The following is an 18,805-nucleotide window of genomic DNA, read 5'->3' on the forward strand; positions in this document are numbered from 1 at the left end:
GCCGCGAATGGTCCAGGTCCGCCAGAGCACGATCATCGATGCCCCGATCGAGGAGGTCTGGGCCATCCTGCGCGATTTCAACGGCCACGACCGCTGGCACCCGGCCATCGCGTCGAGCGAGATCGATGGCGGCGAGCCGGCCGACGCGGTCGGCGCCGTGCGCCATTTCCGTCTGGCCGACGGCGGCGAACTGCGCGAGCAGCTTCTGGCGCTGTCCGACAAGGAGCGCCGGCTGAGCTACTGCCTGCTCGAGGCACCGCTGCCGTTGATGGGCTATGTCGCGTCGATACGGCTGAAGCCGGTCACCGACGGCAACGCCACCTTCTGGGAATGGCGCTCCGAATTCCACCCGCCGGCGCATCGCCGTGACGAACTGGTGAAGCTGGTCGCCGAAGATATCTATCGTGCCGGCTTTGCCGCGATCCGCAATCTCCTCGGGCGCCGCAACGCCGCCATGCCGGCCGAGGCAAGGCCGTCGCCGGCAATCATGCCGTCGAGGCCAACAGGCGTGGCATCCCGTTCGATCCCCGCGCCGTCGGTCCCAGCACCGCCCTGGGACACACAAGAAACGACGCGCGCGATCCTTGTCGAGCGCTATGGCGGACCGGAGGTTCTGCAGCTGAAGGAAATCGCATTGCCGCCGCTGGCGCCCGACGAGGTGCGGATCCGCCACACGGCGATCGGCGTCAACTTCATCGACGTCTATTGCCGCACCGGCTTCTTCGATCTCTTGCGGCTGCCTGGCGTTCCCGGCATGGAAGCGGCAGGTGTCATCGAGGCTGTCGGCGCGGCAATATCCGGCCTTTCGGTCGGCGATCGGGTGGCCTATGCCTGCCCGCCGGTCGGCGCCTATGCCGAGCGCCGCAACATGACGGCCGACCTGTTGGTGCGGCTGTCCGACGACATATCGGACGAAGCCGCCGCCGCCAGCCTGCTCAAGGGCGTGACGGCCAGCTTCCTGTTGCATGACATCCATGCCGTTCGGCCAGGCGAGGTCGTGCTCATCCACGCCGGTGCAGGCGGCATCGGCCAATTGCTGGTGCAATGGGCACGCCATCTCGGCGCCATCGTGATCGCAACCGTGTCGAGCGATGACAAGGCGCGCATCGTCGAGCGTCTCGGCGCGCACCATGTCATCGTCTACTCCCGGGAGGATTTCAGCGAGGCGGTGATGCGGCTGACCGCCGGCGCAGGCGCCAACGTCATTTACGATGCCGTCGGTGTCGATACTTTCGCCGGCTCGCTCGCGGCCCTTGCTGTGCGCGGTCATCTCGTCAGCTTCGGCCAGGCATCGGGGCCGGTCGGCGCCTGGGACATCGACCGCCTGGCCTCGAAGTCGATCACCGTTTCGCGGCCCAATTATGCTCACTACACCGACACGCCCGAAAAGCTCGCGCCGCATGTCGACCGCTTCTTTACGGCATTTCGCCAACGCGCCGTCAGGATCGCGCAGCCCGTGGCTTACGGCCTGGCCAAAGCCGCGGACGCCCACCAGGACCTGGAAGCCCGCAGGACCAGCGGTGCGCTCGTTTTGTTGCCGTAGCCACCGATCGGGTCGCTCGTGCGCTTGTCAGGAGCGATGAAAAGCTATTGACGCCGGTGCGCATCAGGGTTTCCGATTTCACTTCTCGAGCGAGTTCTCCGATTTCCATTCGGCGGCATAGTCTAATAGACTGCCTCATAGGCTTTGCATTGATCGAGCATGCTGCGATCGCCGAGGAACTTCAGCTCGCCGAGCTTGTGGTCGCGGTAGACTTCGCAGAAGCCGGCGGGGAACCAGCCGCGCACGGTCTCGTTGGCCATCATCCGCTCGATTGCCTCGCCGAGCGATTGCGGCAGCCGGGTGAAGCCGCGGGCGGCCAGCGTCGCCGGATCGAGCAGCGAAAGATCTTCCTGCGTCGCCCGTGGCGCCTCGAGCTTTTCCATGATGCCCTGCACCCCGGCATGAACGATAGCCGCGAGCGCCAGATGCGGCGATGCCGCGGCGTCGGCCGCGCGGAATTCGATGTTGTACTGCCTGGCCACGCCCTCCGGATCGCGCTCTGTGGTCGGGCATATCCGCACCGACGCCTCCCGGTCGCGGACACCGAGATTGTTGAAGGCCGCGCTCCAGCGATGTGGCGTCAGCCTGAGATAGGAAACCGACGACGGCGCCGTGAAGGCGACGATGCCGTCGAGATATTTCAGCACTCCCGCGACGAACGCTTGCGTGATCGCGGACATGCCGTGCGGACCATTCTCGTCATAGGTCGCGGGACGGCCGCTGGAATCCTCGAAGCTGAGATGGATATGGACCCCGTTGCCGACGCCGTCGGGATGGCGGATCGGGGTGAAGCTTGCCTCGTCGTCGAAGCGCCGGGCCGTGGCGCGGACCATCTCGCGCAGGACAAGACCGGCATCGGCCACGCGCACGCCGCGCTCCGGGCTGATCGTCACCTCGTATTGACCGACGCCGTATTCTTTCATCACCGTGTCCGGCTTCAGGCCGGCCGCCTTGATCGCCGCCATCAGCGTTTCGGCGAATGCCGCCCGGTTGCGGTAGCCCTCCATCGAATAGGCGCCGCCGCCATCGCCGGCCTTGAGGTGGAACTCGTGTTCGAAGGCACCGACCAACCGGACACCCGCGACGTCCTCCAGCTTTTTCAGCGCCGATTTCAGGATGGAGCGCGTGCAGCACTCCCAGGGAGTGCCGTCGAGGGTCAGGATGTCGCCGAGCATGAAGTCCTCGGCCGGGCCGCCATCCTCGAAATCCACCGTCACGCGGCTGTCCCGGTCGGGCACCAGCAAGAGGTCGCCAAGCGAACCATACGGGCTTTCGGCAATCGCGTCGAAGCAGGTGATCTGCACGTTGGTGGGCGTCCATCCCACGCCGCGCCCTGCCCTTTTTTCGAGGAGATCGAGAGGAAATGCCTTGCCCCGAACACGCCCCGAAACATCGCATGTGGCGACGAAGAGCAGGGGTTCCCTTATCATTTTGTCGACTTCCTTTCCTTGTCCAGCCGCAGGGCGTCCCAGGCGCGGATGCGGCTGCTTGTGGAATTCCAGTCCCGTTCGGAAATGTGGGTGATCATCGCGTCAACCGTGACCATGGCGGCGATGTAGGTGTCCCATGCCGTTCCGTTGTCGATCGAGAGCGCGATGACCTCGGTCGCCTCGCTGGAGACCGGCGACATCCATTTGTCGGTGAAGATCAGGACTTCGATGCCGCTCGCCTGCTTGGCGGTGCGCACGAGTTGCTCGAGGCGCGGCTGATAGCGACGAAAATCGAACACCACGAAGACGTCGCGTGCCTTCATCCGCAAGATATATTCCGGCCAGACTTCCGGATCGGGCGGGATGTGGAAGACGTCGCGCCGGATCTGGCGCAGATGGCGCGAGAAATGCTGCGCGATGGGATCGCTGATGCGGCCGCCGATCAGATAGATCGCCCGCCTTTCGTCCGCCACCATGCCGCAGATACGCTCGAACTGCACTTGCGTCAGCGCGGCGGGAACCGCGCGCACAATCTGGCTCGCGCGTTCGACATAGGCTTCGAGGAAATTCGCGCCGTGCGAGCTTTTGCTGTGCAGCTCCACCGGCGAGCGATGCCACTCCTTGAGCTCGCCGATCAGCTTGTGCTGGAAATCCTGGTAGCCCTGGCAGCCCAGCTTGGCGACGAAGCGCGTGATCGAAGGCGCCGACACGCCGGTCTTGTCGGCGAGCGTCTGGATCGTCTGCAGCCCGGCAAACGGATAGTCCGCCAGCAGCGTCGAGGCCAGCTTGCGCTCGGCCGGCGTCAATGCGCTCTCAAGCTCTTCGATCTGTGCCCTGAGTTCCATTCCCGCCTTCCTCCCACGCAGAAAAAATTTAGTCAATTGTCATTTTAGATTTGACATTGATGAAAAACTTTCATCATCCTTGCCCGGAGAGAGAAAGCATCATGAATATTTCCGATCAACCACCGAAGCTTCTCGGCGACGCCGATCCCCTCCCCGTGGAGATCGTCAATCCCGCCGGCAACGGCGATGTGCTCCTTGTCTGCGAACATGCCGGCCGCGATATCCCATCCTCCCTGGGAGATCTCGGCATCGCGGCGAGCGAGATGGATAGGCACATCGCCTACGACATCGGCGCGCGCGATCTTGCCTTAACACTCTCCGAGCGCCTCGATGCGCGCCTCATCGCGCAGCGATACAGCCGGCTGGTCATCGATTGCAACAGGCCGACGGATGCCGACGACTCCATACCGCCGGTCAGCGATGGAACGGAAATCCCGGCCAACAGGAACCTGGAGGAACGGGAACGGGCGCAGCGTGCCACGGAGATTTTCGAGCCGTTCGACCGCGCGCTGGCGCAGGCGATCCGGGATCGCCGGCCGAAGGCCATCTTCGCGATCCACAGCTTCAATCCGGTGCTGCGGGGCGTGTCGAGGCCGTGGGACATCGGCTTCCTCTACAGGAAGGACGAGCGGACCTCCCCGGCGCTCAAACAATATCTCCTAGCAGTCGCGCCGGATCTTTCGATCGGCATGCAGGAGCCTTACGCGATCAGCGATCAATCCGATTGGTTCGTACCTGTGCATGGCGAGCGCAACGGCATTGCCCACAGCCTGATCGAGGTACGAAACGACCACATTTCGCACCCTGAAGGCGTGGCGCGTTTCGCGGACCTTCTTGCGGGCGCGATCGGCGATTTCATGAAGAGAGGCGACTAAGGAATGGAACTGACACGCAACGTTCCGCTGATGCCGGAACAGTCCTGCATCCTGTTCATCGATGTGCAGAATTTCTCGGCGCATCCGGACGGCGGCGAGTTCAAGGACCTCGGCAAAGCCGAATTCGAGGAAAAGTACGGCTGGTTCTTCAAGCGCATCAAGGGCGAAACCATCCCGAACATGAAGCGCCTGCTGGATGCCTTCCGAGCCGAAGGGATCGAGGTCATGCACACGACGATCGAAAGCCTGACCAAGGATGGCCGCGATCGCAGCCTGGATTACAAGATCACCGGCTTCCATGTGCCGAAGGGATCCTGGGACGGCAAGGTCATCGACGAACTGGCGCCCGCGGACGACGAGATCTGCCTTCCCAAGACGTCCTCCTCGGTCTTCGTCTCCACGCATATCGACTACATCCTGCGCAATCTCGGCGTGCGCCAGCTCGTGATATCCGGGCTCCTGACCGACCAGTGCGTGGAAAGCGCGGTCCGCGACGCCTGCGACCTTGGATATCTCGTCACGCAGGTGACCGATGCCTGCGCGACCTATTCGCAGGAACGCCACGACAATTCGCTCCGCACCATCAAGGGCTATTGCCGCCAGGTGACCACCGACCAGCTTCTCGACGAATTGCAGGGGCCAGCGAAATGAGCGACATGATTTCCGCCGTCTGGAAGGCCGTCGAAGAGGACCGGGACTATGTCGTCGGACTGACCCGGGACATCGTGCGGATACCATCGGTCAATCCGAAATTTCAGACCGACCCCGCCATCAACCGCGAGGCCGACGTACAGACCCATCTCGCAGGCGAACTGGAGGCGCTCGGCTTCGGCATCGACCGCTGGGACGTGTTTCCGGACCGGCCGAACCTCACGGGCGAGTGGGCAGGCAGCGACGAGAAAAGCCTTATTCTTTGCGGCCATGTCGACGTCGTGCCGGTCGGCGATCAGTCGAAATGGAGCTGCGATCCGTTCGGCGGCGACATCAAGGACGGCCGCATCTGGGGCCGGGGCGCGATCGACATGAAGGCTGGCGTCGCCGCCTGCGTGGCGGCGGCCCGCGCGGTCCGCAAGGCGGGCGTCAAGCTCGACGGCCGGCTCGCCATCCACACCGTGGTCGACGAGGAGGCCGGCGGCTTTGGCGCGATGGATCTCGTCAAGCGTTCGCGCCTGGCGAAAAGCGCTATTATCGCCGAGCCGACCTGGGGCAACATCGTGCCGGCCGAAGGTGGGCTCACCTGGGTGCGCGTGACGATTTTCGGCAAGCAGGCGCATGCCGGCTGGCGCTTCAACTCGATCTGGCCGCAGCCGCATGTCGAGGGCCGTCTCACACCCGGCGTCAATGCGATCGAACTCGCCACGCGCTTCCTGATGGCGCTGCGCGATTTCGAGACCTCGCGCTGCCGGGACAATTGGCACCCGCTCGTGCCCGCGGGCCTCGCCACGATCAATCCGGGCGTCATCCGCGGCGGCGCGGGCATGGGTCCCGACGGCACGCCGGCGATCATGACCAACGCGGCCATCATCCCCGATATCGTCACCATCGACCTCGATTACAAATTCATGCCGCAGGAGAAGTTCGAGGACGTGAAGGCGGAGTTCGAAAACTTCGTCCACCACTTCGCCGCCTCCGACGCCTGGATGCGGGATCATCCGCCATCGATAGAATGGGATCTCTTCGGCCTCAACTTTCCGCCGATGAACACCCCGGTCGACGCACCGCTCGTGCAATCGCTCAATCAACGCGCCACGGAGGTGCAGGCCAAGGCGCCCGCGATCAAGGGTTTCGAAGCCGTCACCGATGCGGCGCATTACGCCGGCGCCGGCGTGGTGCCGGTGATCTACGGACCGGCCGGCGACGGCTTCCACGGCGACAATGAATGCGTGGAGATCGAAAGCCTGATCGAGACCACGAAGGTCATCGCCGCGGCCATCATCGACACGTGCGGCGGCGCCTGAACCGACCGACCCGCAATCCAACAAAGCAAAATATCAGGGGTAACGAGACGCATCCGGAGGATCCCGGCTCTACCGTTACGGAGACGGCTAGGAGCCCTTCCGCGACATCGGCGAGACCACCGCGGTCAAGGGTTGCGGCGAGGCAGCGCTCGCCCTGCGTTTCACTCGGCACGGGCCTGTGATCGCCGAATATCCCAACCGGCGTCTGGCGGTGGCGATCCGAACCGTCTGGACCGATCCCGGCACGGTGCCCTACACCGCCGGCATCTCGATCGGCTCGAAGCCATGGCGGCCGAGGCTCCGGGAGAGTTCGCCGCGCTGGCGCTTGGCAGTCTGGCGAAAGCCTACGACACGTGCCTGCAGATGCTCGGCCCCGATACGGATGAATGGGCATGGGGCCGCCTGCACGAGGCGCCTTTCGAGCACCCGGCTGGAGCGGTCGCCGATGCCAAGGGTCAATGGAATGTCGGCTCCTTCGCTTTCAGTGGCAGCGACAGCACACCGATGAATGGCTCCTACCGAGCCACCGACTTCCGGCTCACCATCGGCGCCTCGTTCCGGATCGTCGTCGATGTCGGCGACTGGGACAACAGCGTCTGCATCAACACTACGGGCCAGTTGAGCTATCCGCGGTCGCAGCATTGCGGCGACATGGCGCCGCTATGGGCCGCGGGCGATTACGTGCCGCTCGTCCATACCGACAAGGCCGCCGAAGTCGCGGCGGTGCTGACCTTGAAGCTCGTGCCGCAACGCGCCGCATAGGCTCGGCGCGACCGCGACGGTCCGAATCGCGAATTCGGCAGTATTCCCGATATTTAGCGAAAAGCCCGATGGTACCGTTGGCTGGGATCGAACCAGCGACCTCCGGATCCACAATCCGGCGCTCTAACCAGCTGAGCTACAACGGCACGCCTGCCTGAGCCGGATCGAGGAAGCTTCTTTCCCCGCGATCCGCTCTGTCGTTCGGCGATGCGTCAAATACGGGCTATCGGATTCTAATTCAAGGGCCTTGATAAGGTAAAGGACGGGTTTCCTCATCCGCCTTCGTCAAGGCAAAAGAAAAGGCCGGCGGGAGGAGGTGCCGGCCTTTTCCTGTTACGAGCCAGCGGGAGGAGGTGCTGGCTGGTCACCCCGGAAACGGAGGGAGGAGGTTCCATTTCCGGGTATCTGGTTGTTCAACCCTATCGCACGACTATTTGTCTGACGAAATGCGACGTTTTGATGCATCGCAGGGTTGTGCGCGAAAATCAGGCAGCCTTGGCGTCCTTCATCGCCTTCTCGAAGGCGCTCTTTACCGGCTTGGAGACGTCCTCGACCGCCTTGGTGGTAACGGCCTGGAACTCCTTGGCCTGCTCGACAGCCATTTCGACGCGCTTGCGCAGGAAGGAGGTCTGCAGCTCGACGACTTCCGAAAGGGTCTTGGCACCGACCAAGGCTTCGAAGTGCGAGAAGCTGGCCTCGGCATTGGCGCGCATCGCGGCGATGGCCTTCAGCGAAACGTCGCTGGAAATGGTCTTGGCGGTCTCGTAGGTCGACTCCAGAACCTTCTGGGTCTCCTCGGCGCCGGTCTTCAGCTTGGCATAGGCTTCCTTCGACTGCTCGACGCCCTTCTCGGCGAAAGCGCGGATCTGGTCGGTGGCTTTGGAAGCATCGAAGCTCGGGAATTCAACGTTCTCGATGGTCTCTGCGGTCTTGGCGGTGGTCTTGGACATTTTCCAACCTTTCGGGGCAGCGGCTTTGACAGAAAGCCGTCTCGTTCATGTATGATGGCAATATAAAGGATTTTTTGTGCATTGCAACATGTTTGTTGCACCGCACCATAAAATCTTCCCCTACGTTAGCCATAAGAGCCGTTAACCAAGAGCCCAGAGATTTCGACCGATACAAGCCCAGGCTTGTGGACCTCCGGGCCGCGGGCTTTTATTAACAAAGCGTTAACTGAAAAAATGCCCGCTCCGGAGGGTTGGCCAGCGCATGCCGCCTGAAAACTACTCCTTCCTCGACGTTGCCGTGCTCGACGCGGTGCGCCAGCGCTTTGCCGCGGGCGATGCCTTGGCCATTTTGTCGGTCGACCTCGAACAGGTGATCTGGGCGAACGGTCCGGGGGCGTCGGTGTTCGGTTATCCGGATATCGAGGCCATCATCGGCGCCTCGGCGCGGCTGCCGCTGGTCGCGCGCCGGCAGATCATGGCGACCAGCGGCTTTCCCAACATCGGCAGCGATCGCGCCATCACGGTAAGGCTGGCCACCGGCATGGTAAGTCGCGCCGCAGGCTTCCTGGCCAGCGCAGTGGCGATGCCGGACGGCGAGACGGCAATCATGCTGGCGGTGCCGGCGGCGCAGGTCAGTTCGCGCAGCGCCGGCGAAATCGCCAGCCGTGCAATCGGCGGCTTTACCGAGGCCGGGCATTTCATTGCCTTCGTCGACGCGCAAGGCGATGTCGAAGCAGCCTCGGACGGCTTTGCGGCGCTCGGCATCGAGCCGCGGACGCTGGCTGCGCTGGTTGCGGATGTGGCAAGCAGCGGCGACCGCGTCGTCAAACGCCTCGTGCCGGGCACCAACACCTCCTATCCGGCCGGGTTTGCGCGGCTTACCGATACGCGCCATCTGCTGGTGGTGATCGACGAGGACCAACTCGACGACTCCGATGGTGACCAAGACGATCAGCCGGTCGCCGACCAGGGCGATCAACAAGTTGCGGCGCCCGAGGCGGTTAGCGCCCCGCCGCCAGGTGAAAGCCCGGCAATCGAGCCCGAGCCTCAGCCCTTCCAGGACAACCGAGTGCCTACCGTGGCGGCTGGCGAAGAGACCGAGCCAGCCCCGGAGGCTCCCGACGGCGACGCACGGCCGGACGCGGAGAGCCGGACCCTGGCGGGCCAGCGGTCTACCCGGACCGACCATCAGGCCGCCGCCGACCCCGGCCGGCAGGCCGCCGATGCCGGCGCCGGCCAGCACGATCATTGGTACTTCAATGCCGGCAACGAGGACGCTGGGCATGCTCAGCCGACAGCGCCGGCGAAGAACGCACCGGAGGGGGCCGCAACGGCCGAAGGTCAAGGGCGGGATGGCGGCGAAGCCGCCACATTGGCCCAGCCGACCCCGCCCCGCTACATCGACCGCTCCGCGCCACCATTGCGCTTCGTCTGGCGCACTGACGCCGAAGGCAGGTTCAGCGCGCTGTCGCCCGAATTCGCCGACATCGTCGGCCAGCCTGCCGCCGATGTGATCGGCCGCCGCTTCAAGGATGTTGCGGCAACTTTCGGCCTCGACGCCTCGGGCGAGATCGCCGGCCTGCTCGACCGGCGCGATACCTGGTCCGGCCGCTCGGTGCTGTGGCCGGTGGCCGGAACCGGCCTGAAGATCCCGGTCGATCTGGCAGCACTGCCCGTCTATGGCCGCAGCCGCGCCTTCGAGGGTTTTCGCGGCTTCGGCGTCGCGCGCGGCGCCGACGCCGTGGCCGATCCGGAAGCGCTTGGCATGGCCCTGGTGCCGAATGCCGCACCAGCCGGAGCCGAGCCGCCGGCCGAGCAGCCAGGCACGAAACAGACCGAACAGTCGAAGCCTGAAGACCCCTTCCAGGGCGAAGTGCCGGCATTGACCATCGTGCCGAAGCCGGAGCGGCGCTTTGCCGACAAGGTGATAAGGCTGGCCGAGCATCGTCAGCCGGCCAACGACAAGCAGCCGGGAAGCGACACGCCGGCAAATCAGAGGAGCCTGTCGATCCTAGAGCGCAGCGCCTTCCGCGAGATCGGCGAGCGGCTGCGCAAGGACAGTTCCGCGCCTGTCGAGGAACGCGCCGCCGAAGCCGACAAGCAGCCCGATGCGGGCGGCGAGGGCGCGGCGACGGTGAAGGAACCGGCCAACGAAACGAAGACCGACGCAAACCAGCCGCTTGCGCCCGACACAGCGGAGCACGACGGTTCCGAGCGGGAAGCGAGCTTAGCATCCGCAGCGCAAACCCCGGAAGCTGACGACGCGAAAGCCGATGCGGAGACCGCGGAAGCGGAGACCGAAGCGGAAGACCAGGAAGATCTGGCGCGGCTCGATGGCATCGATGGCGCCGCCGAGGCAGACGACACCGGCCAGGCCGAGACCTCGGCGGTTTCCGGCTCGCTGCTCAACTTTGCCGATGAGGAGAAATCCGCCGAGGAAATTGGGGGTGCGCCGGTTTCCCGGCCCGAGCAGGCCGAGGGCGCCCGTCAGGCCGACGAATCTGCTTCCACGGAACCGCGGCAGCCGATCGAACAGCCTGCGGCAAAGCCTGTCGCGGCCGGGCAGTCCGGCCCTGATGCGACGGCCAACGACGACAGCATGACCGCCGACGATTTCCGCGATGCGCAGGACAATGAGGATTGGGCAGGCTCCGACGCGGATGCCGCCGCCGCGGCGGAAGAACAGCCGGAAGAAGGGGCAGCGCCGGCGCGGCCGCGCCTCGACGTGCCGCCGCTCAAACTGTCGGGTTTCGTGCCGTCCGCTTTTTCGACCGGAGAAGAAGCCAAGGCGCCCGGTGCATCCATCCTCGCCAGGCTGCCGGTGCCGCTGCTCATCCATTCGGGCGACGTGCTGCATTATGCCAACGAAGCCTTCCTCGAACTCACCGGCTACGATGCGCTGGACGACCTCGCGGATGCGGGCGGCCTGGGCGCGCTCTTCGCCGATCCATATGCCGAGGACACCGCGGCGGACGAAAGCGACCACTCGCTGAAGCTCAAGACCCGCAACGGCCAGGAATTTCCGATCGATGCGCTGCTGCGCTCAGTCCCGTGGCGCGGCGGCAAGGCGCTGATGCTGGTGGTGCGGCGTTCCGGCGAGGACGACGCGGCGCATTTCACCGCCGCCAATGACGAACCGGCGCTGCAGCCGGACGTGCCGGAACTGAAGTCGCGCATCGCCGAAATGCGCACCATCATCGACACCGCCACGGACGGCGTCGTGCTGATCGGCCGCGACGGCGACATCCGCTCGATCAGCCGGCCGGCGGAGGCGCTGTTCGGTTTCGACAGCGACGAGGTCGCCGGCAAGCCCTTTGCCTCGCTGTTCGCCATCGAGAGCCAGCGCGCGGCGCGCGACTATCTCGCCGGCCTTTCGGAGCCGGGGGTGGCGAGCGTCTTGAATGACGGTCGCGAGGTCATCGGCCGCGAGGCGCAGGGACGTTTCATTCCGCTGTTCATGACCATCGGCCGGCTGCCCAACGACAGCGGCTTCTGCGCCGTGGTGCGCGACATCACGCAATGGAAGCGTGCCGAGGAAGACCTGACGCAAGCGCGCGCCGTGGCCGAGCGCGCCTCCTCGCAGAAGACGGATTTCCTGGCCCGCATCAGCCATGAGATCCGTACCCCGCTCAACGCCATCATTGGCTTTTCCGAGCTGATGGTGGACGAGAAATTCGGCCCGATCACCAACGACCGCTATCGCGACTACCTGCGCGACATCAACCGCTCGGGCAACCATGTGCTCGACCTCGTCAATGACCTGCTCGACATCTCGAAGATCGAGGCCGGTCAGCAGGAGATGGATTACGAGGCGGTGTCGCTCAACGACACGCTGGCCGAGACGGTGGCGATGATGCAGCCGCAGGCCAATCGCGAACGCGTCATCATCCGCTCCAGCTTCGCCTCGCGACTGCCGGAAGTGGTGGCGGACCTGAGAAGCGTGCGCCAGATCGCCCTGAACGTCCTGTCCAACGCCATCCGCTACACCCAGGCCGGCGGCCAAGTGATCGTCTCGACCGCTTACGAAGCCTCGGGCGATGTCGTCATGCGCGTGCGCGACACCGGTATCGGCATGACCCAGGCCGAGATCGAGCAGGCGCTGAAACCGTTCAAGCAGATCAATGCGTTGAAGCGCGGACGCGGCGACGGCACCGGGCTCGGCCTGCCCCTCACCAAGGCCATGGTGGAGGCGAACCGCGCCCGTTTCGCCATCACCTCGACGCCTGGCGAAGGAACCCTGGTCGAGGTCGCCTTCCCATCGACCCGCGTGCTCGCGGAGTAACCTGCCGACGAGCCGCGCCAAAGAAAAAGGCGTCCTGGAGGACGCCTTGAGAAATGGGATGCTGTCACAACGGGGGCTTGAGCTGAACCTCAGGGACGAGGATCGGGATTTCTCCCTCAAGTTACACGCGACTATCGGGGTCGTCCCTTAACAAGTCCTTACCGGGTGCCAAAAAAATTTACGAATGTGTACCACCCGTGAAATCTAGGTAAATTCGCCGGACAGATTTCGTTAACCACGACATGCCATCAGCTCGCAAGCTGCGGCAGGTCGCGGAACAGTTCCAGCGCTTCCGGATTGGCGAGCGCTTCCTTGTTCTTCACGGTGCGGCCGTGGACCACGTCGCGCACCGCGAGTTCGGTGATCTTGCCCGACTTGGTGCGCGGGATGTCTGTGACGGCGACGATCCTGGCCGGTACGTGACGCGGGCTGGCGCCGGTGCGGATCCTGGCGCGAATGCGCTTTTCCAGATCCTCGTTGAGGGTCACGCCGGCGGCCAGCCGCACAAACAGCACGACGCGCACGTCGTTGTCGAAATCCTGGCCGATGCAGAGCGCCTCGAGGATTTCCGGCATCTGCTCGACCTGGTTGTAGATCTCGGCCGTACCGATCCTGACCCCGCCCGGATTGAGCGTGGCGTCGGACCGGCCGTGGATGATCATGCCGCCATGAGCCGTCCATTCGGCGAAGTCGCCATGGCACCAGACATTGTCGAAACGCTCGAAATAGGCCGCGTGATACTTCTTGCCTTCGGGGTCGTTCCAGAAACCGATCGGCATCGACGGGAAGGTCTTGGTGCAGACGAGCTCGCCCTTCTCCTGCCGGATCGGCTTGCCGTCGTCGTCCCACACGTCGACCGCCAGGCCAAGGCCTGGACCCTGGATCTCGCCGGTCCAGACGGGCTCGGTGGGCACGCCGAGCACGAAGCAGGACACGATGTCGGTGCCGCCCGAGATCGAGGCCAGATGCACGTCCTTCTTGATGCCGTCATAGACAAAGCGGAAGTCCTCCGGCGACAGCGGCGACCCGGTGGAGGAGATGGTGCGCACGCTTGACAGATCGTGGCTGGCGATCGGCTTCAGACCGGCCTTGCGGACCGAATCGATGAATTTGGCCGAGGTGCCGAAATAGGTCATCTTCTCGGCATCGGCGAAATCGAACAGCACATTGCCGTCGGGGTAGAAGGGCGAGCCGTCATAGAGCAAAAGCGTAGCACCCGAGGCCAGCCCCGAGACCAGCCAGTTCCACATCATCCAGCCGCAAGTGGTGAAATAGAACAGCCGGTCGCCGTCGAGCAGGCCGGCATGCAGCCGGTGCTCCTTGACGTGCTGGATCAGCGTGCCGCCGGCCGAATGCACGATGCATTTCGGGATGCCGGTCGTGCCCGAGGAGAACAGGATGTAGAGCGGATGCGCAAAGGGCAGCCGCTCGAAGCTGACAGTCCTGGCGGCAAAGGGCGAGAGCGCGTCTTCGAGCGCGGCTGCCTTGTCGACGGTGGCGGCCACATCGCTCGAGGTACCGAGATAGTCGACGATGAGCACCTTGCGAACGCTCGCAAGTTTCATGGTCACGGCGCGCACCTTGTCGGCCACCTCGATCGCCTTGCCGTTGTACCAATAGCCGTCCGGCGCGAGAAAGACGACCGGCTCGATCTGGCCGAAGCGGTCGAGAACGCCCTGCTCGCCGAAATCGGGAGAGCATGACGACCACACCGCGCCGATCGAGCTTGCCGCCAGCATCGCCGCAATGGCCTCGGGCATGTTCGGCATCATCGCGGCGATGCGGTCGCCGGCCTTGACGCCGAGCGACAGGAAGAGCTGCTGCAGGCGCGAGGTCAGCGCGTGGAGCTCGTTCCAGGAAAGCCTGCGCTCGACCTGATCCTCGCCGCGGAAGACGATGGCCGGGCCGGCGCCGGTGTTCTGCAAAAGGTTCTCGGCGAAATTGAGCCTGGCGTCGGGAAAGAAGCTGGCGCCGGGCATCTTCTCGCCGTCGACGAGGCGCCGCTCGCCCTTGTCGCCGACAAGCCCGCAGAAATCCCAGACTAGGCTCCAGAACGCTTCGCGGTCGTCGATCGACCAGCGATGGAGTTCGGCATAGCCGGAGAACGACAACCCGGCCTTCGCCTCCGCGGCCTTCATGAACGCGGTTAAGGGCGCTGCGTCGATCAGTTCCTGCGTCGGGGTCCACAAAGGTGTGTCGGCGGCCATGATCACTCCTCCCAAAGCGCGTCGCGTTCGAGCCCGTCAAGCCCAACGCCGCCTATGCCATCGTCCCGGAAACGGCGCGCTTGCGGATCGGGATCGTGCGGACCGCTTATGCATATTGCAGCGCAGCGGAGCAAGATTTTGTTCGGGGGACTCATGGCTGCGGCTGCGCAAATGCCATCGCAAGGCCATAAAGACTTGAAAAGCGTCGGCGCTCGGTTACACCCGTCGGGCGATTTGTCGGCAATGAAAGCATACGGGGCAAAATGCCATCATCTCTGATCCGGCGCGGGGTGTGGGGGATCGGCGTTGCCGTGCTCATCATCGCGCTCGCGGTCGCGGCGCTGCCGCTGATTGCCTCGACCCGCATCGTGCGCGACCGCATCGCCTGGGAATTGAGCGCCTGGAGCGGCTTCAGGGTGACGATCGACGGCTCGCCGCGCATCGAGGTGTGGCCGAAGTTCCGCGCCATCCTCAGCGACGTGACGCTGTCGCAATGGACCGAGACCGACGCGCCCTCGGTCGTCGAGGCCGATCGCGTGGAGGTCGATCTCTCCGCCATGGCAGCCTTGCGGGGCAACGTCGCTTTCTCGACCGCGAGGCTGGTGCGCCCGACGATCAGGGTCCAGCGCATGGCGAGCGGCTTCTATCTGCCGCCGCTTCCGACCGGGGGGCGCATCACGCGTTCGATCGACACCGCGCGCGGCGTGGTCACCGCCAACCCGCAGAAGCCGGATCTCGGCAAATTGCCGTCCGATCCGTTCGGCACCGTCGAGTTCCGCGATGGTCGCGTGGTGACTTCGGTTGACGGCAAGGACGCCGAAATCCTGAGCAGCCTGAACGGCCAGGTGAACTGGGAAGCGATGAACAGCGAAGCATCGATGACCGCGACCGGTATCTGGCGCGGCGAAAGCGTGCAGCTCGATTTCTCCTCGACGAAACCGCTGGTGCTTTTTGCCGGGGGAGCCGCGCCCGTCACTCTTTCCTTCAAGGCGGCACCTGCGACGTTCTCCTTCGACGGAACGGCCTCGATGTCGGACAATGGCTATCTGGACGGCCAGGCGAAATTTGCCGCGCCGTCGCTGCGGCGCGTGCTGGAGTGGTCGCAGGCAGGCATCGCGCCCAGTGCTGCGATCGGCGCGGTCTCGATCGCCAGCAAGGTGAACGCCTCGGCGGGGCGCGGGAAATTCGAGAACACCACCGTCACGCTCAACAACAATCCGGGCATGGGAGCGCTGGATTTCTCCTTCGCCGAGGGCAGTCCGGTGATAGCCGGCACGCTCGCCTTCGACACGCTGGACCTGAGATCCTTCCTGTCGGCTTTCACGCCTGTCGCGCCCACCGGCGAGGACGGCCCCGGCGACATCGACACCAGCTTCGCCGACCGCATCAACCTCGACCTCAGGCTTTCGGCGGCGCATGCCACGGTGGGACCAGTCCAGCTTGCCGACGTCGCGGCCACCGCGCAGGTCAAGAACGGCCTTGCCGTCTTCGACATATCCGACGCGTCGGCCTTCAACGGCAACATCCAGAGCAGCCTGCGCTTCGACCGCAAGCCGGAAGGCACGCAGGTCGAGATGCGGCTCCTGGCATCGGATGTGGATACGGGAGCCTTTGCCACGGCGGCAGGAATGACGCGACTGATGCCGGCTGGCACCGGGACGGTGTCGATCATCCTCAAGGGACCGGGCAAGGCCTGGAACTCCATCTTCGAGAATGCCGACGGATCGTTTTCGGCGACTTTTGGACCGGGCACGCTCAACGGGCTCGACCTGCCGGCCTTCCTCAAGCGCAACCAGCAAGGCGGCTTCTTCGCGCTCGACGACGTCGCCAATGGCTCGCTGCCGATCGACGGCGCCGAGATCAAGGCGAGCATTTCTAAGGGAGTGGCGCGTCTCGACAAGGCCGAGATCAATTCGCAAAAATACAAGATCTGGCTATCCGGCATCGCCTCCTATGTCGGACGCGGGCTGGCGCTGTCGGGCGGAGTGGTGCCCAACGGGCAGCCGGTACAGCAGCCCCAGGCCAACGGCCAAGCGACCAGTCCGGCTCCCGCGCCGCCGAGCCAGTCGCTGTTCTTCGTCGGCGGCAACTGGAGCGCGCCGTTCATATCGCCGATCGCTCCCGGCGTTTCGGGCCAGTAGATGCGGGGGCGCAAAGCGCCCTTGCTCCTATCACTCAACCGCGTTGCGCGGCCTGCTCGTCGAGCTGGCGCTGGATCTCGCGGCGCTTGTTGGCGATCGAGGCGATGATGACGCCTACCGCCACCACCGCGATCAGGATGGTGCAGGCGGCGTTGATTTCCGGCGTCACGCCGAGGCGCACCTGGCTGTAGATCTTCATCGGCAGCGTGGTGGCGCCGGGACCCGAGGTGAAGCTCGCGATGACCAGATCGTCCAGCGAGAGCGTGAACGCCAGCATCCAGCCGGAGATGATCGCCGGCAGGATGACCGGCAAGGTGATCTGGAAGAAGGTCTTCACCGGCGGCGCGCCGAGATCCATCGCCGCCTCCTCCAGCGAGCGGTCGAAGGAGACCAGCCGCGACTGCACGACGACGGCGACGAAGCACATTGTGAGCGTGATGTGGGCGAGCGTGACGGTGAGGAAGCCACGGTCAAGGCCGACAGCGACGAAGAGCAGCAGGAGCGACAGCCCGGTGATGACTTCCGGCATGACCAGCGGCGCAAACACCATGCCGGAAAACAACACCCTGCCGCGGAAGCGCGTGAAGCGCGTCAAGGTCAGCGCGGCCAGTGTGCCGAGCACGGTCGCCACCGTTGCCGAGATGACGCCGACGCGCGCCGTCACCCAGGTGGCGTCCATCAGGCCCTGGTTGTGGAACAGCGACACGTACCATTTGGTCGAGAAGCCACCCCAGACGGTGACGAGCTTCGATTCGTTGAAGGAAAAGACGATCAAAAGCACGATCGGCAGATAGAGGAAGGCAAAGCCCAGCACGATCGAGGTGATGTTGAAACGGCTCCAGGTCGAGTTCATCTGCCCTGCTCCTGTGCCTTGGCCTGCGCCTGCTGGAAGAACATGATCGGGATGGTCAGCACCAGAAGCAGGATGACGGCCACCGCCGATGAGACCGGCCAGTCGCGGTTGGAGAAGAATTCATTCCACAGCGTCTTACCGATCATCAGCGTCTGCGAGCCGCCGAGGAGGTCGGGAATGACGAACTCGCCGACCGCCGGGATGAACACCAGCAGGCAGCCGGCGACGACGCCGGGCAGCGACAGCGGGAAGGTGATCTTCCAGAAGGCGCCGGTCGGAGGACAGCCAAGGTCCTGCGCGGCCTCGATCAGCGAATAATCCATCTTCTCCAGCGAGGAATAGAGCGGCAGCACCATGAAAGGCAGGTAGGAATAGACGATGCCGATGAAGATCGCCGTGTAGGTGTTGAGGATCACCAGCGGCTGGCTGATCAGGCCCGTGGCCAGCAGGACCTGGTTGAGCAGGCCCTCGGGCTTCAGGATACCGATCCAGGCATAGACGCGGATCAGGAACGACGTCCAGAAGGGCAGGATCACCAGCATCAGCAGGGTCGGGCGGATCGTGGCCGGCGCCCGCGCCATGCCGTAGGCGATCGGATAGCCGACGATCAGGGTGAGTACCGTCGAGATACCCGCAATGATCAGGCTCGTCACATAGGCGTTGAAATAGAGCGCGTCCTGGGTGAGCCAGGTGTAGTTGTCGAAGTTGAGCTCGCGGACGCCGGCGAAAAATCCCGAAACGCCGTCCTTGAAGCCGAGCACCGGCGTATAGGGAGGCATCGAGATCGCCGTCTGCGACAGCGAAATCTTGAAGACGATGATGAAGGGAACGAGGAAGAAGAACAGCAGCCAGAGATAGGGGATGATGATGACGAGGCGGTTGACGAAGCCTTTCGCCAGCCTCGCCGGCAGTGTTGCGGTTTCAGTCGATGGAGCGGCAGTCGCTGCGATATCCGTCAT

At 64.4% G+C, this 18,805-nt stretch carries 13 protein-coding genes and 1 tRNA gene; 7 read left to right on the forward strand and 7 right to left on the reverse strand.

The window, feature by feature from the left end:
• Positions 1-7 precede the first annotated feature (7 nt).
• Positions 8-1,543 (forward strand): SRPBCC family protein, encoded by a 1,536-nt coding sequence (locus FJW10_RS25215; protein WP_140902077.1) that lies wholly within the window; start codon positions 8-10, stop codon positions 1,541-1,543.
• A gap of 122 nt (positions 1,544-1,665) precedes the next feature.
• Here the strand turns inward: FJW10_RS25215 and FJW10_RS25220 are convergent, their stop codons facing one another.
• Together FJW10_RS25220 and FJW10_RS25225 are read right to left on the reverse strand one after the other, a co-directional pair.
• Positions 1,666-2,973 carry a glutamine synthetase family protein gene (locus tag FJW10_RS25220; RefSeq protein ID WP_140902078.1) on the reverse strand — a complete coding sequence of 436 codons (1,308 nt, stop codon included), beginning with the start codon at positions 2,971-2,973 and terminating at the stop codon, positions 1,666-1,668.
• A complete protein-coding gene (locus FJW10_RS25225; RefSeq protein ID WP_140902079.1) occupies positions 2,970-3,818 on the reverse strand; it encodes a MurR/RpiR family transcriptional regulator in 849 nt (282 codons plus the stop codon). Before FJW10_RS25225 ends, FJW10_RS25220 begins: the two co-directional genes overlap by 4 nt.
• Before the next feature lie 101 nt (positions 3,819-3,919).
• On the opposite strand from FJW10_RS25225, the gene FJW10_RS25230 reads away from it, so the two are divergent.
• The 4 genes from FJW10_RS25230 (at position 3,920) to FJW10_RS25245 (ending at position 7,413) form a co-directional block, all read left to right on the forward strand.
• The gene (locus tag FJW10_RS25230; RefSeq protein WP_140902080.1) at positions 3,920-4,693 is read left to right on the forward strand and encodes an N-formylglutamate amidohydrolase; all 774 of its coding nucleotides are present in this window, start codon (positions 3,920-3,922) and stop codon (positions 4,691-4,693) included.
• A gap of 3 nt (positions 4,694-4,696) precedes the next feature.
• A complete protein-coding gene (locus FJW10_RS25235) occupies positions 4,697-5,344 on the forward strand; it encodes an isochorismatase family cysteine hydrolase (protein ID WP_140902081.1) in 648 nt (215 codons plus the stop codon).
• A complete protein-coding gene (locus tag FJW10_RS25240; RefSeq protein ID WP_140902082.1) occupies positions 5,341-6,651 on the forward strand; it encodes an ArgE/DapE family deacylase in 1,311 nt (436 codons plus the stop codon). The genes FJW10_RS25235 and FJW10_RS25240 overlap by 4 nt, the downstream gene beginning before the upstream one ends.
• Before the next feature lie 285 nt (positions 6,652-6,936).
• Positions 6,937-7,413 (forward strand): penicillin acylase family protein, encoded by a 477-nt coding sequence (locus FJW10_RS25245; RefSeq protein ID WP_140902083.1) that lies wholly within the window; start codon positions 6,937-6,939, stop codon positions 7,411-7,413.
• 69 nt (positions 7,414-7,482) lie between these two features.
• Here the strand turns inward: FJW10_RS25245 and FJW10_RS25250 are convergent.
• Both FJW10_RS25250 and FJW10_RS25255 read right to left on the reverse strand, forming a co-directional pair.
• Positions 7,483-7,559: transfer RNA gene (locus FJW10_RS25250), tRNA-His, on the reverse strand.
• Positions 7,560-7,898: 339 nt separating this feature from the next.
• A complete protein-coding gene (locus tag FJW10_RS25255; RefSeq protein WP_140833585.1) occupies positions 7,899-8,363 on the reverse strand; it encodes a phasin in 465 nt (154 codons plus the stop codon).
• 262 nt (positions 8,364-8,625) lie between these two features.
• Here FJW10_RS25255 and FJW10_RS25260 point away from each other — a divergent pair, with 262 nt between their 5' ends.
• A complete protein-coding gene (locus FJW10_RS25260) occupies positions 8,626-12,645 on the forward strand; it encodes a PAS domain S-box protein (protein WP_140902084.1) in 4,020 nt (1,339 codons plus the stop codon).
• A 248-nt stretch (positions 12,646-12,893) separates the two neighbouring features.
• Here the strand turns inward: FJW10_RS25260 and FJW10_RS25265 are convergent, their stop codons facing one another.
• Positions 12,894-14,852: an acetoacetate--CoA ligase gene (locus FJW10_RS25265; protein ID WP_140902085.1), complete on the reverse strand. Its 1,959-nt coding sequence runs from the start codon at positions 14,850-14,852 to the stop codon at positions 12,894-12,896.
• Between the two features lie 263 nt (positions 14,853-15,115).
• Here FJW10_RS25265 and FJW10_RS25270 point away from each other — a divergent pair, with 263 nt between their 5' ends.
• Positions 15,116-16,993, forward strand: a complete 1,878-nt coding sequence (locus FJW10_RS25270) for an AsmA family protein (RefSeq protein WP_140902086.1) — start codon at positions 15,116-15,118, stop codon at positions 16,991-16,993.
• A gap of 34 nt (positions 16,994-17,027) precedes the next feature.
• Here the strand turns inward: FJW10_RS25270 and FJW10_RS25275 are convergent, their stop codons facing one another.
• A complete protein-coding gene (locus tag FJW10_RS25275; RefSeq protein WP_140679326.1) occupies positions 17,028-17,846 on the reverse strand; it encodes an ABC transporter permease subunit in 819 nt (272 codons plus the stop codon).
• Positions 17,843-18,805, reverse strand: coding sequence for an ABC transporter permease subunit (locus FJW10_RS25280; protein WP_140902087.1), 963 nt, complete (start codon positions 18,803-18,805; stop codon positions 17,843-17,845). The genes FJW10_RS25275 and FJW10_RS25280 overlap by 4 nt, the downstream gene beginning before the upstream one ends.

It is taken from the genome of Mesorhizobium sp. B4-1-1, assembly GCF_006439375.1.
In the GTDB taxonomy this organism is placed as follows: Bacteria; Pseudomonadota; Alphaproteobacteria; order Rhizobiales; family Rhizobiaceae; genus Mesorhizobium.

What these genes read in the sequence shown, in the direction of transcription:
- FJW10_RS25255 (WP_140833585.1), bottom strand. Translation starts at nt 8,363, where the DNA reads ATGTCCAAGACCACCGCCAAGACCGCAGAGACCATCGAGAACGTTGAA.
- FJW10_RS25275 (WP_140679326.1), bottom strand. Translation starts at nt 17,846, where the DNA reads ATGAACTCGACCTGGAGCCGTTTCAACATCACCTCGATCGTGCTGGGC.
- FJW10_RS25225 (WP_140902079.1), bottom strand. Translation starts at nt 3,818, where the DNA reads ATGGAACTCAGGGCACAGATCGAAGAGCTTGAGAGCGCATTGACGCCG.
- FJW10_RS25270 (WP_140902086.1), top strand. Translation starts at nt 15,116, where the DNA reads ATGCCATCATCTCTGATCCGGCGCGGGGTGTGGGGGATCGGCGTTGCC.
- FJW10_RS25215 (WP_140902077.1), top strand. Translation starts at nt 8, where the DNA reads ATGGTCCAGGTCCGCCAGAGCACGATCATCGATGCCCCGATCGAGGAG.
- FJW10_RS25280 (WP_140902087.1), bottom strand. Translation starts at nt 18,805, where the DNA reads ATGACGGATATCGCAGCGACTGCCGCTCCATCGACTGAAACCGCAACA.
- FJW10_RS25240 (WP_140902082.1), top strand. Translation starts at nt 5,341, where the DNA reads ATGAGCGACATGATTTCCGCCGTCTGGAAGGCCGTCGAAGAGGACCGG.
- FJW10_RS25265 (WP_140902085.1), bottom strand. Translation starts at nt 14,852, where the DNA reads ATGGCCGCCGACACACCTTTGTGGACCCCGACGCAGGAACTGATCGAC.
- FJW10_RS25230 (WP_140902080.1), top strand. Translation starts at nt 3,920, where the DNA reads ATGAATATTTCCGATCAACCACCGAAGCTTCTCGGCGACGCCGATCCC.
- FJW10_RS25220 (WP_140902078.1), bottom strand. Translation starts at nt 2,973, where the DNA reads ATGATAAGGGAACCCCTGCTCTTCGTCGCCACATGCGATGTTTCGGGG.
- FJW10_RS25260 (WP_140902084.1), top strand. Translation starts at nt 8,626, where the DNA reads ATGCCGCCTGAAAACTACTCCTTCCTCGACGTTGCCGTGCTCGACGCG.
- FJW10_RS25235 (WP_140902081.1), top strand. Translation starts at nt 4,697, where the DNA reads ATGGAACTGACACGCAACGTTCCGCTGATGCCGGAACAGTCCTGCATC.
- FJW10_RS25245 (WP_140902083.1), top strand. Translation starts at nt 6,937, where the DNA reads ATGGCGGCCGAGGCTCCGGGAGAGTTCGCCGCGCTGGCGCTTGGCAGT.